This window comes from Synechococcus sp. M16.1, assembly GCF_014279895.1.
GTDB lineage: Bacteria > Cyanobacteriota > Cyanobacteriia > PCC-6307 > Cyanobiaceae > Parasynechococcus.
On record NZ_CP047954.1, the window covers coordinates 392,672 to 406,228 of the forward strand.

Annotated in this window: 20 protein-coding genes; 7 read left to right on the forward strand and 13 right to left on the reverse strand. The window is 59.8% G+C overall.

Annotated elements, in window-relative coordinates:
- Positions 1–3 precede the first annotated feature (3 nt).
- Both SynM161_RS02080 and SynM161_RS02085 read right to left on the reverse strand, forming a co-directional pair.
- Positions 4–219 carry a hypothetical protein gene (locus SynM161_RS02080; protein ID WP_186541838.1) on the reverse strand — a complete coding sequence of 72 codons (216 nt, stop codon included), beginning with the start codon at positions 217–219 and terminating at the stop codon, positions 4–6.
- A 73-nt stretch (positions 220–292) separates the two neighbouring features.
- Entirely contained in the window at positions 293–565 is a 273-nt protein-coding gene (locus SynM161_RS02085; protein WP_186541839.1) for a hypothetical protein, read from the reverse strand.
- Positions 566–590: 25 nt separating this feature from the next.
- Here SynM161_RS02085 and cpeB point away from each other — a divergent pair, with 25 nt between their 5' ends.
- The 3 genes from cpeB to SynM161_RS02100 all read left to right on the forward strand — a co-directional run bounded on the left by cpeB (position 591) and on the right by SynM161_RS02100 (position 2,486).
- On the forward strand, positions 591–1,145 hold the full coding sequence (cpeB, locus tag SynM161_RS02090) for a class 1 C-phycoerythrin subunit beta (protein WP_186541840.1): 555 nt from the start codon (positions 591–593) through the stop codon (positions 1,143–1,145).
- Positions 1,146–1,201: 56 nt separating this feature from the next.
- The gene (gene cpeA / locus SynM161_RS02095) at positions 1,202–1,696 is read left to right on the forward strand and encodes a class 1 C-phycoerythrin subunit alpha (protein ID WP_011932400.1); all 495 of its coding nucleotides are present in this window, start codon (positions 1,202–1,204) and stop codon (positions 1,694–1,696) included.
- A 172-nt stretch (positions 1,697–1,868) separates the two neighbouring features.
- Complete coding sequence (locus tag SynM161_RS02100; protein ID WP_114987348.1) at positions 1,869–2,486, forward strand: HEAT repeat domain-containing protein; 618 nt, start codon at positions 1,869–1,871, stop codon at positions 2,484–2,486.
- 111 nt (positions 2,487–2,597) lie between these two features.
- Here SynM161_RS02100 and SynM161_RS02105 read toward each other — a convergent pair whose 3' ends face one another.
- Positions 2,598–3,482, reverse strand: a complete 885-nt coding sequence (locus SynM161_RS02105) for a HEAT repeat domain-containing protein (protein WP_255441866.1) — start codon at positions 3,480–3,482, stop codon at positions 2,598–2,600.
- A gap of 82 nt (positions 3,483–3,564) precedes the next feature.
- On the opposite strand from SynM161_RS02105, the gene SynM161_RS02110 reads away from it, so the two are divergent.
- Positions 3,565–3,999, forward strand: a complete 435-nt coding sequence (locus SynM161_RS02110) for a DUF2656 family protein (RefSeq protein WP_186541842.1) — start codon at positions 3,565–3,567, stop codon at positions 3,997–3,999.
- Between the two features lie 2 nt (positions 4,000–4,001).
- Here SynM161_RS02110 and SynM161_RS02115 read toward each other — a convergent pair whose 3' ends face one another.
- Positions 4,002–4,289 carry a hypothetical protein gene (locus SynM161_RS02115; protein ID WP_186541843.1) on the reverse strand — a complete coding sequence of 96 codons (288 nt, stop codon included), beginning with the start codon at positions 4,287–4,289 and terminating at the stop codon, positions 4,002–4,004.
- A gap of 138 nt (positions 4,290–4,427) precedes the next feature.
- Between SynM161_RS02115 and SynM161_RS02120 the strand changes: the two genes are divergently transcribed.
- Complete coding sequence (locus SynM161_RS02120; protein ID WP_186541844.1) at positions 4,428–5,726, forward strand: HEAT repeat domain-containing protein; 1,299 nt, start codon at positions 4,428–4,430, stop codon at positions 5,724–5,726.
- Between the two features lie 68 nt (positions 5,727–5,794).
- Here the strand turns inward: SynM161_RS02120 and mpeA are convergent, their stop codons facing one another.
- From mpeA to SynM161_RS02135, 3 genes are all read right to left on the reverse strand, one after another.
- Entirely contained in the window at positions 5,795–6,292 is a 498-nt protein-coding gene (gene mpeA / locus SynM161_RS02125) for a class 2 C-phycoerythrin subunit alpha (RefSeq protein WP_043695066.1), read from the reverse strand.
- Positions 6,293–6,331: 39 nt separating this feature from the next.
- Positions 6,332–6,877 carry a bleomycin hydrolase gene (locus SynM161_RS02130; protein WP_186541845.1) on the reverse strand — a complete coding sequence of 182 codons (546 nt, stop codon included), beginning with the start codon at positions 6,875–6,877 and terminating at the stop codon, positions 6,332–6,334.
- Positions 6,878–7,028: 151 nt separating this feature from the next.
- The gene (locus SynM161_RS02135) at positions 7,029–8,189 is read right to left on the reverse strand and encodes a HEAT repeat domain-containing protein (RefSeq protein ID WP_370593098.1); all 1,161 of its coding nucleotides are present in this window, start codon (positions 8,187–8,189) and stop codon (positions 7,029–7,031) included.
- A gap of 108 nt (positions 8,190–8,297) precedes the next feature.
- On the opposite strand from SynM161_RS02135, the gene SynM161_RS02140 reads away from it, so the two are divergent.
- Both SynM161_RS02140 and SynM161_RS02145 read left to right on the forward strand, forming a co-directional pair.
- Entirely contained in the window at positions 8,298–8,603 is a 306-nt protein-coding gene (locus SynM161_RS02140) for a hypothetical protein (RefSeq protein WP_186541847.1), read from the forward strand.
- Between the two features lie 2 nt (positions 8,604–8,605).
- Positions 8,606–9,193 carry a Nif11-like leader peptide family natural product precursor gene (locus SynM161_RS02145; protein ID WP_186541848.1) on the forward strand — a complete coding sequence of 196 codons (588 nt, stop codon included), beginning with the start codon at positions 8,606–8,608 and terminating at the stop codon, positions 9,191–9,193.
- Between the two features lie 5 nt (positions 9,194–9,198).
- Here SynM161_RS02145 and SynM161_RS02150 read toward each other — a convergent pair whose 3' ends face one another.
- The 6 genes from SynM161_RS02150 to SynM161_RS02175 all read right to left on the reverse strand — a co-directional run bounded on the left by SynM161_RS02150 (position 9,199) and on the right by SynM161_RS02175 (position 13,466).
- Positions 9,199–9,507: a CpeR family transcriptional regulator gene (locus SynM161_RS02150; RefSeq protein WP_185186247.1), complete on the reverse strand. Its 309-nt coding sequence runs from the start codon at positions 9,505–9,507 to the stop codon at positions 9,199–9,201.
- A gap of 28 nt (positions 9,508–9,535) precedes the next feature.
- A complete protein-coding gene (locus tag SynM161_RS02155) occupies positions 9,536–10,150 on the reverse strand; it encodes a chromophore lyase CpcT/CpeT (RefSeq protein ID WP_186541849.1) in 615 nt (204 codons plus the stop codon).
- 10 nt (positions 10,151–10,160) lie between these two features.
- Complete coding sequence (locus SynM161_RS02160) at positions 10,161–10,697, reverse strand: phycobiliprotein lyase (protein WP_186541850.1); 537 nt, start codon at positions 10,695–10,697, stop codon at positions 10,161–10,163.
- Complete coding sequence (locus SynM161_RS02165) at positions 10,694–10,864, reverse strand: hypothetical protein (RefSeq protein WP_186541851.1); 171 nt, start codon at positions 10,862–10,864, stop codon at positions 10,694–10,696. Before SynM161_RS02165 ends, SynM161_RS02160 begins: the two co-directional genes overlap by 4 nt.
- 121 nt (positions 10,865–10,985) lie before the next feature.
- Positions 10,986–11,717 carry a phycobilisome rod-core linker polypeptide gene (locus SynM161_RS02170; protein WP_186541852.1) on the reverse strand — a complete coding sequence of 244 codons (732 nt, stop codon included), beginning with the start codon at positions 11,715–11,717 and terminating at the stop codon, positions 10,986–10,988.
- A gap of 102 nt (positions 11,718–11,819) precedes the next feature.
- Positions 11,820–13,466 (reverse strand): phycobilisome rod-core linker polypeptide, encoded by a 1,647-nt coding sequence (locus tag SynM161_RS02175; RefSeq protein ID WP_186541853.1) that lies wholly within the window; start codon positions 13,464–13,466, stop codon positions 11,820–11,822.
- Positions 13,467–13,557 lie beyond the last annotated feature (91 nt).

Genomic DNA, 13,557 nt, shown 5'->3' on the forward strand with positions numbered 1-13,557 from the left:
CGCTCAGGCGTTGGTCATGATCTTTTGCTGCTTGAGCAGTTGCTCCAGCACCTCTTCCAGCCGTTGCAGCTCAGCATGCTCCGCAACAGTGGCGTCAATTCGCTTCTGCGGCAGCTTCAGCTTTTTCCCCATGGCGATCACGTCATCGCGCAGGCGGTTGCGGTACGCCTCGAGTTCGGCAATCGAATCGTTCAGTTCTTGCAGCGTGGGTTCGGCCATCGGTGCTCAGCGGTGGCAAGAGGGTAAGCCGCATCAGGGATCTGCTGGTGATGCCTTTCCTGTGGCCTACTTATTAATAGACGTGGGTTGAAAAACCTGAATGCAAGCCGGAACAGCGCTCTGCTTCCTTGCCAGATGGCCCTATCGCCGCTGGAGAGTTCTGCATCAACTCGCAATATTTGTCGGCTAAGTGACGAACCGTTGCGTGAACAGCCCCCTTCCGCAGGGGTGGACTGTTGACCCAGTTATTTTTTTTGAGCGCTTCGCAGGCCAAGCCTGAAACGTTCAGCTCGATTCTCTTTTTGAGAAAAACGCCGTCGTTTCGCGCCTGGTAGTCGAGAAGCATTCCCTCCCCCTTGTCTGGCTTTCCAATGCTCGACGCATTCTCCCGTTCCGTCGTCAGTGCTGACGCCAAAACTGCGGCTGTCGGTGCTGGCGATATCGCCGCCCTCCGTCAGTACGTTGCTGAAGGCAACAAGCGTCTGGACGCTGTCAACGCCATCACCTCCAATGCCTCCTGCATCGTGTCCGATGCAGTCACCGGCATGATCTGCGAGAACACTGGCCTGATCCAGGCTGGTGGTAACTGCTACCCCAACCGCCGCATGGCTGCTTGCCTGCGTGACGGTGAAATCGTTCTTCGTTACATCTCCTACGCCCTGCTGGCTGGCGATGCATCCGTGCTGGATGACCGCTGCCTGAACGGCCTCAAGGAGACCTACATCGCTCTGGGCGTTCCCACCCAGTCCGCTGCCCGCGCTGTGGCCATCATGAAGGCCTCCGCCACTGCTCACATTGGTGAGACCAACACCCCTGCACTGGGTGGCACCAAGTTCCGCAAGATGGAGACCGCTCAAGGCGATTGCTCCGCTCTTGTTGCTGAGGCTGCCTCTTATTTCGATCGCGTGATTAGCGCCGTCGCCTGAGTCAATCGGGTTTTCCCATTTCCTCAACACCAACCTCCATCTAAAGGATCTCCACGATGAAATCCGTCGTCACCACCGTTGTGACCGCTGCTGACGCAGCCGGTCGCTTCCCCTCCCAGAACGACCTCGAGGCCGTCCAGGGCAACATCCAACGCGCCGCCGCTCGCCTGGAAGCCGCTGAAAAGCTGGCTGCTGGCCTCGACGCCGTGACCAAGGAAGCTGGCGATGCCTGCTTCAACAAGTACCCCTACCTCAAGCAGCCCGGTGAGGCTGGTGAGAACCAGACCAAGGTGGACAAGTGCTACCGCGATCTGGGCCACTACCTGCGCCTGATCAACTACTGCCTGGTTGTCGGCGGCACCGGCCCTCTGGACGAGTGGGGCATCGCCGGCGCTCGTGAGGTGTACCGCACCCTGGGTCTGCCCACCGGTCCTTACGTCGAAGCTCTGACCTACACCCGCGATCGCGCTTGCGCTCCTCGCGACATGAGCCCCCAGGCTCTGAACGAGTTCAAGTCCTACCTGGACTACGTGATCAACGCTCTTTCCTGAGCATCTGTTTCGCGTCACTCATTCATAGGAATCAGGAGGCCGAAAGGCCTCCTTTTTTAATGCTCATGTCGACGGATGTCGTTCAACTTGAATGATGTTCATTGGCAGCAGTGCTCCACTTAGGCTGCAAATAACCCTGCTGTTCAGGGGGCTTTGCAGTTTTTAAGTTCTGATGACTTCGCAGTCGCAGGTTGAACGTCCGGATCTGGATGCGTTGTTCGCGGATCTGGCCCATCCCAACCCCCATCTGCAGACCCAGGCCTATTTGGCGATGGTTGACCATTGGCCAAACGAGTCGATGCCACGCCTAATCTCGCTGTTGGATCAACCCGATGTGTCCTTGCGTCGCGCTGCTGTGCGAGGGCTCGGAGCCTTTGGTGCGACAGCACTGCAACCCCTGGCGGAGCTGTTTGAAGCCAGTACGGATGGCACGGTGCGCGCCAGCTGCGTGAAGGCCTACGCCCAGATTGCATCCAACTACCCGGATCAGACCTTCTCTCCTGCCGCGATGGCTGTGCTGGAGAAGGCACTGTCGGACGACTCTCCCGTGGTGTCGCAGTCGGCGGTGATGGCTCTTGGCCAGGTGGGTGTTCAAGCGCTTCCGTTGCTGATTCAGATCTGCAAGGGAGACAACATCGCCCATGTGCAGTCAGCTGCCATGGCGTTGGCTGAAATTCCCGATCCCAGTGCGGAAGCCTGTCTCAGAGAGGTGCTGGCTGATCCCTCCACCGATCCGCTGTGCCGGCAGATGGTGGAAGCTTCCCTCGGCCGTCTGGAGAGCAGCCGATAAGCAAAAAATACGGGACGAAGGCCCCTCAGCCTTCGTCCCGTAGTTGCGCATGCAGTGCTCGACGCGAACACCACGGATGTGACATTACGTGAACGACGCACGCGTCTGGGTTCAATCGTCGCGGCTGAGCTGATTCACAGCAAGTTTCAGCACCACAGCGACTGACGGGTCGCTTTCCGTCTCCATGCACTCCTCGAGTTGGCTGATCACGGAAGGGTCCTCCAGTTTCATCAGCGATAACGCAGCATTTTTGCGAACCAGTGCCGCTTCGTCCCGCAGGTTCGGCAGCAGCAGTGGGGTGGCCCATTCGCTTTCGTTGAGCTTGCCCATCAGGGTTGTCGCTTCAGCCCGCACGTCTTCATCTGGATCCCTCAGGGCATTGGTGAGCAGTTGACGCGCATCCTCATCACCAAGGTTCTGTATTTGATCCCCGAGGGCGGCGATGGCTGCCGTGCGGATCTGGGCATGGGGTGATTGGGCCGCCTTGCGTAAGGCCTCCGGGGCCCGTGCGCCCACAAAAGCCAGGCCCCAGCTGGCCAGGCCCGTCTGCATCGGGGTGCTTCCGGTGTCCACCAGGATGTCGAGCAATCCGTCAACGGCAGCGGGGCCAATCGCTGCCATGGCGCCAACGGCCGATCCCTGGACGACCGGATCGGCATCGTTAAGCAGGGCCTTCAGGAGAAATGGAAGGGCGCGTTGATCGGAAATCAACGTCAGTGTCTTGGCGGCCGCGCGGCGCACCGTCACGTTCTCGTGGTCGCACATCGCGGTGCAAAGGGCTGGAACGGCAGCACCGCCAACGGTGCCGAGGCTTTCGGCAAAGGTGAGGCGCAGCAGTCCACGCCGGTCTCCCAGGCCGGCCACCATGCGCTCGATTGCCTGGGTGTCACCAGCGAGACGCTCACCCTGACGCAGTTGTTGCTTCAGCTCCTCAGCCAGTTGCTCGGCTTCCTCTTCGCTCAGCTGAATCGTTTCAGGGCTGCTTACGGGAGACATCGATTCGGTCACGGCAAGGCTGAAGCAGCCATTCATTATCCGTTTCTCCCATCGCTAAGGTCACCGGACTGCACTGTTTGTTGTGACCCGATTCGTCCTTTCCCACAACCTGCAGATCCAGGATTCCGCCGTGCCTCCTCTCGCCTTTGATGCCCTGGCCAAGGCGTTGGCGGAGCAGTGCAATTCGGTGACAGCGTCGGAAGCGCTCAGCCACCCGCATTGGAAGATCAGCCTCGAGTCCACGGCGACTCCAGGACAGTTGGCTGAAGAGATCAGTCAGGCCTGGCGAAAGATCCGCGCTGATCAGGGGCAATCCACCGACCATGCCGTCATGGCTCTTGGTGGTCGTAAGGATTCTGAGGGAACGCCCGGCGCCCCGCTTCAGCAGGGCGGCTGGGGTGTGGATGTGGTGGAAACCCGCGATCCAGACGGTTTCCTGCAGGCGATCAATTGGAGTGGACTCACGGCCGGCCGGCCGGCCGATGGCATCTTCCAGGTGATTGATCGCCCGGGCTGACTTCAGCCGCGCTTGCGACGTCCGGCGCGTCTGGCTGGCTTCTTGGCCGCAGCTTTGGGAGCCTCCTCTGTAACGGCGGCCACGGGTGCGGCTGCTGGGGCCGGTGCGCTGGCTTCACCGGAGGCGTAGGAGAACGCCACCGAGTCAATGGCAAGGCCACGGTTGTGCATCGACTGCATGCTGCGGCAGAGCTGTGCAAACGGCACCCGCACTGAGCGTGCCGTCCAAGGGCGCGAACCGGGCTCAATCCCTGTTCGTACAGCAATTGATGTGGCGAGGGTGGGTCCCATGGCAGGCGATGTGACTGCGTTGAAGATGCCGCAGCTGCTGGGATTTTCGAGACTTTCGCAATCTTCCTTACGAGAGCAGTTCCACGCCCTGCGGCCTGTGGGGTCCTGCAGAATTAACCCCCCCAAGAGCGTGCTGCCTTGACCGGAGCTTTTGACAACATCCATCCGGGGCTGTCCCAAGGCGATGCGATCCGCCTGCTGAGCACTCCGCTGGAGGAGCTGGAGTCACAGAGTGATCCCTACATGGCGGCGGCCCATCTGATCAACTTTCCGGGCCCCGAAACGGAAACGGCGTTGATCGCCTTGGTGATGGATCCGGAGCAAGCGCAACCACGCAAATTGGCGCGGCGGAAGGCTGTGGAAGTGCTGGGACGGCTGGGCTGTCAGGAGGCCATGGCTGCCATCGCCAACTGCCTGAACAGCGACGACCCCTATCTGGTTGAGAACTCTGCTTTTGCGCTTCAACAGCTGAACTGCCAAGACGCCTCCGTTCATGAGGCGTTGCAGCAGCTGTTGTCAGACCCCGCCCAGAACCGACGGGTGTTGATTCAGAGCCTTGCCGCGTTGAACGTCTCCGAAGCGGAGCCGTTGATTGCGAGCTTCCAAACGGCTGATCAGCCGGGGGTTCGCGGTGCGGCCATCAGTGCCAGCATCCGTCTGGGTGGCAGCCGTGACCAAGTCTCCGTTCTTGGCGAGCAGACGTTGTTGCCCAATCAGATGGATCGCCAGTCGGCGATTCAGGATGCGATCAATGCAGGAGCAAGGGAGCTTCTGCCTCAGATCCTGCGCGCACCTGTTTCGCCGGTGTTTCGGATGCGGGCGTTGCGTGCGCTCTGGCCTGAGGGTCGGCTGCAGAACGATGGTCTTGATCTGATCGACCTGCTTGATGGCTTGATCGTCGATCGACCGGAAGCCTTGGAACTGGTGCACGCCTACGACCAGCCGCCTTCAGCCGATTTCCTGATTCAGGAATTCTTCGGCACGGATTTCAGTCGTAGTTACCTCGCGCTCCAGACCTTGCAGGACCATTCAGCGGAGCAGCTCTGGCCGGCTCTGGAGCAGCGATGGCATGCCGAGGCCCACAACGACTATGGGGCGCATTACTTTTTCATCCGCCTGTTTTCAAGGATCGGTCCCTGGCCTGATGAGGCCCTCAGCCTGATCGAATTCATCCTTGCGGAGGCCATCACCACACGCCGGCCGCAATTCATGAAATCCAAGCCGGCAGCTGTGTTGGCCATGGCCGGTTTGAAGCTCGTGAAGGATCCAGACACAACGGTGGCGTCATGGCTTGATCCACAAGTGACGCCGTTCTGGGAAGCCCGCTATGCCGCTGCGATGGTGGCGTCTCCCGCGCAGTTGGCGTCGGCCCTGGATGACCCTGAGCCCTTCGTGGCGATGCGTGCGCGAGCCGCCCGCAACGCCACCGCTGGTTGAGCATGAAAAAAGGGGGCGGATGAACCGCCCCCTGCAATGGAGTTCGAATCGAATCTCTCGGCTGAGAATCAGGCGAGGGAGTTGATCACGTAGTCCAGAGCAGCGTTGTACTCGGTCAGAGCCTGGGGGCTCAGGTCACGAGGAGCGCAGCCGTCGTTACGCATTTGGGTGAAACCAGCAACGTAGGTGCCGGGGTCGATGCTGAGGGCCTTGTAGACCTCACGCTGACCGTTGATGGCCAGTTCGTCCAGAGGGCCGGTGCCGCCAACAACCAGGGAGTAGTTGATCAGACGCAGGTAGTGGACGAAGTCGCGCTTGCACTTCTCCTTGCCTTCGGTGGCGCACTGGCGGGGCTGACGGCCGGTGGCACCGTTGGGGTACTGGGTGTAGACGGCGTCGACAGCGCGCTGAGCGATGGCGTCGTAGTTTTGAGCGATCTTCTCAGCAGCCTCGAGACGGGCGGCTGCACGCTGCAGGGAACCCTGCACAGACTCCAGGTCGGAGCTGGTGGGGAAACGGGAGCCGCTGTCTGCGGCGCCGATGACGGTGGTGAGAACGGACTTCATTGATTTAAAAGAAGGTTGTGCTTGAAAATCTCAGGCGGTTCAGCTGATGGCGCTGATCACCATGTCGAAGTAGGAAGCAGCCTCAGCGGAGAGTGCGTTGCAGTCGCCGTCGGTCACAGGCATCTTGCGCTTCTCACCAGTGGTGTTGTTGGTGTTGGTGATGTGCGCACAGGCGGAGGCCTTCATGATGGCCACGGCGCGGGAAGCGGAACCGGAAGGAACGCCCAGAGCGGCATAGGTCTCGCGCAGACCGTTCAGGCAGCGGTCCTGCAGCACGGAAGCGTCACCAGCCAGCAGGGCGTAGGAGACGTAGCGCATGATGATCTCAGCATCACGCAGGCAAGCAGCCATCTTGCGGTTGGTGTACACACCACCGTTGGGGGCGGTCAGGCCGGTGTTCTCGCAGCAGATGCCTGCAACGGAGTCGGACACCACGCAGGAAGCGTTGGCGGTGATGGCGTTCACGGCGTCCAAACGCTTGTTGCCTGCGGCGATGAAAGCCTTCAGGTCGTTCAGCTGAGCGCCACCGATGAAGCTGCCGCTGGAATCAGCGGAAACAGCCTGCCTAGAGAATGCGTCGAGCATAATCAAATGCTTAGGAGAGGGGGGTAGATGCGATGCATCACCCCGGGACCGTACGCCGCCTGCCAAGGCATGGGGGCAATTGCTTCAGGCTTCTCAATACAAATTTGCACTGCAAAAAGAAAGAAAAACGAAAGTGCGAAGTGGCTTCGATTTAAGAAAGAAGGAGTGCCACTTCACGGCAGCTCCACTGCAGCGGCTGCCACGGATGGCTGCGGCCAACCTCCTCCAACATTGATGTTTGATCCCTCAGCTTCAGCCGCAGGCAGCTCCAGGCGCCCGCGATTCGGGACTTCGCATATTGCGGTGCTGTTTCCGCCAGTGCCTCTCGCACCAGGTCGCTGCGTTCATGCAGCTCCAGCAGCCCGGTGCAGCTCGCCAGCAGGTAGTGGACGCCGTAGTCGCTGCCGAGGCTGGAGCGCAACGCATCGATCTGATCGAGTTGCGCTGCCCTGGGCATAGCCATCAAGGCCTTGGCGGCGGCGTACTGGCGGGCTTCGTCCCGATGCTGCAGTCCCTCCTTGATCGCTTCGGGTTCGGCAGCGGTTTCTGGAATGCCGTCCAGATTCAACTGTCTTGGATCGTCCTGAAGCAGCTCCTTCAACAGATCTGACGCATCAGGATCAATGGCGCCCGCTTGGCTGGTGGCCATCTGAAACGCACTCTTGGCGCGCAGGGGCATCGAGACCGGGCAACGGATCAACGGAGCCAGGGCTTCGATCCTGCCCGCATCTCCCAGATCGATCACGGCGGCCCGTCGTCGCCCGGGGTTGTCATCCCGGAGCTGCTCCATAAGCGGTTGGAGGCCTTGCTGGTCGCCCAGCACCCGAACGGCATAGGCATGGGCCGCTCCCGCCACCAGGGGATTGATGTCGTTGCGGCAACGATCGATCTGGCCGCTGGCATCGTTCATGCCCAGGCGGCAGAAGGCCTGAAGCACCGCCCGGCGTTGGTTGTCGGGGCCCTGAAGCGCTTGCAGCAGTGCCGTTTGCTCTTCCTTATTAAGAGGTGTGCCGAGCCGGGCGATGGCATCAGCCGCATTGACGACGGTGGGTTCGTCATCGGCCTGTAGGGCAGCAAGAAGAACAGGAAGTGCTGAGCGGTCTTTGCGTCGGCCCAGGGCTTCGAGGGCCTTGCGCCGGGTGATGCGCTCGTAGAGGTCGTCGGAATCGTTGGCTCCGGCTGCCAGGAGTCTCTGAAGGGACTCGGGGGATTGGCAGGCCCCTAGACGGGTCGCGGCGAGATATTTAAGGCCGGGATTCTTCAGCTCGGCAGGCGGCTTGAGCAACGTTTCCATCGCCGTCTCTTCACTCATTCCAGCGAAAAGAGTGTCGAAGCGTTCGCTCATTGCCGATCAAGAATTTGAAAAATCTGAGGATGGTTCATTTGGCTTATGATCCCGTCCAGCCAAAGCTTAAGCCGAATGGCCGTTGCCGAAAGCGCAGCTCAAGAGATCCGTCGATTTGTTGAATTGCATCAATCCGGATCGGCATTGAATCAAATTGCCTCGCTTGATGATCTCAATGCATTGTTGAAGCAGGCTGAAAGCCCTTTGGCTGCCTCGCTTATCCCGCTTGAGCAGGCGACGCGTCCCCCCAAGATTCTGGTGGACTCGGGCGTAACAGAATCAAAGGTGCCCTGGCGAATTCTTCAGTGCCCGGGCGGTCCTTTGGTGCTGCAGATGATCTGTGAAAAGATTAATTTTGCCCTCTGGATTCAGGAGTGTTGATGATGGCTAACTCTGAACTTGAGCGTTTCGTCCAGGCAATTGCTGATGATCACGGGCTAGCAACGGGAATCAAGACGCTTGGCTCCCATTACGACATCGTTGCCTACGCCAACATCCGTGGATACTCGATCACCTTGGCGGAATGGGGGAGATATCTGGCCATGGATTGGTTGCAGACCTCCGATGCCGATCTGGCCTCCGTTCACCGGGCCGATTCAGCCCATTGGAGCTGGGCGTTCCGTCAATTGTCCCGCTGGCGAGCGCTGTTGATGGATGGTGCTGAATCTGAGGGCATGCTTGGCCCCGCAGATTTTGCAGTGACCCGGGATCAGTCCGTTGCCCAGCCGGCCAGTGTCCCGGCACCCACCCTGACGGATGCAGAGAAAGATGCGGCTTTGGCGTCGTTCATCCAGCTGGTGAAAACACGGCCTGATCTCAAGGACCAGGTGAAATCAGCACGGAACCAAGATGAGGTGATTGGCTTGGCCCAAGCCCAGGGTTTTGCGATTGATTCGCTCACGCTGTTGCGGAGTTGGAGTCAGGTGTCTGACTTCAGCAAACCCACCTGGTTTGGCTGGTTTGATGATTGATCGCTTCAGCTGATCTCCGCATAGCGGGTGCGCGTGGTGCCGCGTTTGGCCCAATAGGTCACCAATGACTCACCACCGGGCCTGGGAACTGATGCTGTGGCGCGAAGGATTTTGAAGGTGCGCCTTGGCCCCATCGGCCAGTTCCCGGCAGCTGCAATTTTTCGCACGCGTCCACCGATGGCTTCAATGCAACGCTCGAATTTTTCGAGGTGGGTTTGATCCACCGTTTCAAAGATGAAATCGGTTCCTTCGCAAATCAGATGCTGCGACCGGATCCAGGTTTTCAGTTGTTTCTCGGCCTCAATTGCAGACATCGTCTAGCCGCTCAGACGAGGAGGTTGCTCACCACTGGAGCCAGTTCTGGTCCAGCTCGTTTCCGAGGTGAGCCACACGTTTGAACCGCAGCGGCCCGTGTTCGGAGCCCCAGCGCTGCTCTTCCGTGTCGGGGTCAAAGCCTCGATCGCGACTGATCCAGTCTGTGGCGTTGACATCCACTTCACTGACCAAATACGTCAGCCGGCCATCCCGGGGAACCATGCAGTTCTTGCCGGGCTCCACTTCACCCAGGTATCGACCGGACTCAACCTCACGAAAGTGCATCCCACAGCCACAACGTGGTTTCAGGGACTCAGGCTTGAGGCTGTTGAGGAGTTCAGGGCGTTGGCCTGCACCCGCCAGCCGGATGGGATCAGCGAATCCGTAGTTCTCAACGATGAACGTCTCACCCTCGGCCGGGAGCAATCGATGAATGCCTTGGCGGTAGGGCCGCCAAGGATCATGGTCATAACTTTGCTCTGAATAAAATCCAGGTGCCTTCAACACATCCCAGGGAAGCGGGCGAAAAAAGATATTGATATGAGCGAAATCCTTGGGATTCTCCTGAGACTGTTGAAGATTGCTGTAATGCCCTGCGAGCGTCTTGGCGAAGAGGAGCAGAGCATCGTTGTTGTCTGACATTGGCGTGGGATCAGTTGCTCAGGCGCCGCACTTCAGAAGCGAAGGACGTTTGCAACACACCTGATCCAGCCGATGTGCGCAGCACGGAGGAGCGGCAGCGAACATGCTCCGAGACAAACCAGATGCGTTCCTCGGCGATGGATTGCTCGTATTGGGTGGTGAGCAGAAATGTTCCGTCGCTGAGAAAGCTGTAGCTCGATTCTGCTGGCGCTGCTTCTGCATAGCCAACACTCCGCAGCAGAACTCCTTTGCTGTCATCGCTTGGAATGGGCACAATCAGGCATGAACCGGATGACACCTCATTGGGATCATCAGGTTCCCAATCGCTTTCGGCGGCCCAGGTCATTCGAAATGGTGCCGAAACCTCTGATCCTTCACTCAGGCTCGACGATTGAATTAAGTCGTTGATCTCTTTATCGGAAGCGTCAATCCGTGATATCTGAACTTCACTGAGGACTTCTTCAAATTGCTGAAAAGCGAGGGAGTGGCCGGATCGCATCGATCGCCACGTTCCCTCGCTTTGAGCAACAAATTGCTCGATGTTCATTTGGTGCTGGAGTCGGTCTCAGCCTTCAGATCAGGACGGCTGTTCTGCACCATGTTCACCATGGAGTCGATCATCATCGACATGGCAACAGGAACGGAGGACAGGGAAGACTGAAAGCCCTGATTCGATCCCGGCTGGCTGTTGGTGGGTTGACGAAGGATGGGCATGATTCAAATGCTGGCGGTTTCAGGAGACGAAATCTCCCTGGATTCACCGATTGGGTCCAGACGTTTCAGGCACCAATCATGACGGACTGATCCGGCCGAAAGGGCCGGATCAGCACAAGGATTAAGCGTTCGCAATAGAAAGAATGTTCCCGCCCTGAGCCTGGATGCTCTGAATGGTGCGGGACAGGGAGGCGTAGCTCACCACCGAGCGCTGGGAAGAGCGACGCACGGCACCCAGTTGAACGCGGGAGGTCCAGAGGATGGTGAAGCTGTTGCCGCCGCCCACCACTTTTCTGGTGCCAGCTGCCGAGGGATTCGTATTGGAGGCCAGGCTCACCTGCAGCACAGAGGCTTGATTGGCATCGAAGCCAGCGAAGCCAGGATCCATGGCCTGGTTGCGCTGGTAGGCCACGGTGCTTTCGCCGTCCACGCTCGTTTGGGTACGGGCGTAGGGAACCGAGTCGATGCCGAAGTTGTTCAGATACTCGTCGCTGTAGGTGTAGCTGGCGATTTCGGCTTCGAAACCTTCGTCGGCCAGGCGACGCACGTGCTCACTGATTTCAGCCTGATCCCGGGGAGGACGGCCCAGCAGGTGCTTGAAGTTCAGTTCAACGAAGCGGTAGGGGTTGTTCGTCTCAAGGAACAGCCGCCGGTAGCTTTCCGACTGAGCCAGTGCTGTGACCAGACCCTGAACAGTGAGGTCGCCGTTGATGAAGAGAGCTTCGATGGAGGGCTGAACGTCCAGCTCCATCAGGTGGCGGTTGCCGAAGACCTGCCGGTACACGGCACGAATGATGTCTTCAGCGTGGCTGCGATCTTGGTTGGCGGGTGTGGCCAGGGTGGCAGTGGTCATGGGTTGAGGGGAGTTGCGTCGAAAGGGGCCGGCACCGGAGTGAGGGTGATGGGCCCCTTGAGGGAAGGGGTGGTGTGAAGCGGGTCGTGATGACCCGCGCCATCACATCACTTCGGTAATGGAGACGATCCGGCCGCCGCGGGCGTGGATGTACTTCATCTGGCTGCTCATGTCCTTACCGGAGACGAGATAACTCGCATTCGGCGTGCGCTGGCGTCCGCCGCGCGGCTGAGCTTCCACCACGATGCGGAAGCGCTTCGTGGTGGCGGCAGGAGATCCGGCCACAGCGCCGTTCCGGTTGGTCCGGGTCGTGGTGGTTCTCCAGCCACTGGGGACGGAGTTGGTGGCCACGGAGGTGACCAGGGATGCGCTGTTGAGGACGGAGTCGCTGGCTGCGAAGCCTTCTGCCAGGGAGAGGTGGCGGTTGAAGGCCACCTGAGCTCTGCCTTGTTCGCTGAGGATGCGCATGTAGGGCACCGTGTCTTCACCGAAGGTGTTCTGGTACTCAGCGCTGTCGAGGTAGCTGTTGATCTCTGCCTCGTAGCCGTCGTTGGCCAGGATCTGGATGTGCTCACTCAGTTCCGCCTGAGACTTGGGTGCCCGGCCCAGGAAGTGCTTGAAGTTGAGCTCAACGAAGCGGTAAGGGGCGTTCGTTTCAAAGAAACGGCGGCTGTACTCGGGGGAGAGAGCGATGGCGCGTACTAGCTCTCTGGTGCTCAGATAGCCCTCGGCGAAACGGCTCTCAGCCGACATCGCCCGTTCGGACTCCATCAGATGGGGGTTGCCCATCACCTGGCGGTAGGTGGCGCGAATCAGACCATTGATCTGATCGGCGGTGTCACCCGGGCAGCGCTGGAACACTTCCTGTTCCCGTTGACCCAGGCCGAAACCGACGTAAGCGTCGTTGCGGATCGGGGTGGAATCTCCACCATCACTGCTGGTCCGCTTCTTGGCAGCGAATTGCGCATTGCTGCCCAGGCCGCTGGGCTGAGCGCCGCCGGTGAAGCTGGCTCCGGAAGGCAGCTGGATGTAGGCCGTGGTGTTGCGTGCCAAGCCATTGGCAAGCTGGCTGCGGCTGCCGACGGCGCTGTCGCTGATGGCGAAGCCGCGCTCGAGCGTCGCCATGCGGGCGAAGCTGTTGTTGGGGATGCCAGCGGCGGACGTGAACGAGCGGGTGTAAGGCACCACGTCGTCACCGAACACTTCCGCGTATTCAGCCCCATCGACGATGAAATCGATCACGGCCTCGTGGCCACCACTCGCCAGCAGTGAAATGTGAGCCGACATCTCGGCCTGATCCACGGGTGGCCGGCCCAGCAGGTGCTTGAGGTTCAGTTCGATGCCGCGCTGAGGCGCAACACCCTCGAAAAAGCGGGCTTTGTAGAAGGAGGTTTTGGCCAGGCCGCGAACGAAATCGCGGGTGCTGAGCTCGCCATTGCCATAACGGGCTTCCAGCTCAGCGGAACGCTCGTTGTCCATCACATGGGCGTTGCCGTAAACCTGGCGGTAGGCAGCACTGATGGCTGTGGCCAGGGCTGCGGAGTCGTCCGGTGCGTAGCGCTGAGCAGTCACGCCATGGGGGCAATCCTCATGATTGCGAGGCCCGATGGCGATCTTCATCGAAGCGCAGGATTGGCGCAGGAATTCACCGTTGCTCAGGGCCGCTTTGGCAGATGCGTTGCGGGTCCGGCTGAAGGAGACGGGAGCATCGTTGAGGGAAGCGGCGCCGAAGCCTTGTGAGGCAGACATTGGGAGGGGGGAGGTGAGGGGAGGGAAGGTGTTGCCGAATGCGGTTTGATCAGAGGCGGTGTGCTGGCGTCATGCGCGAACGCGCTTGCAC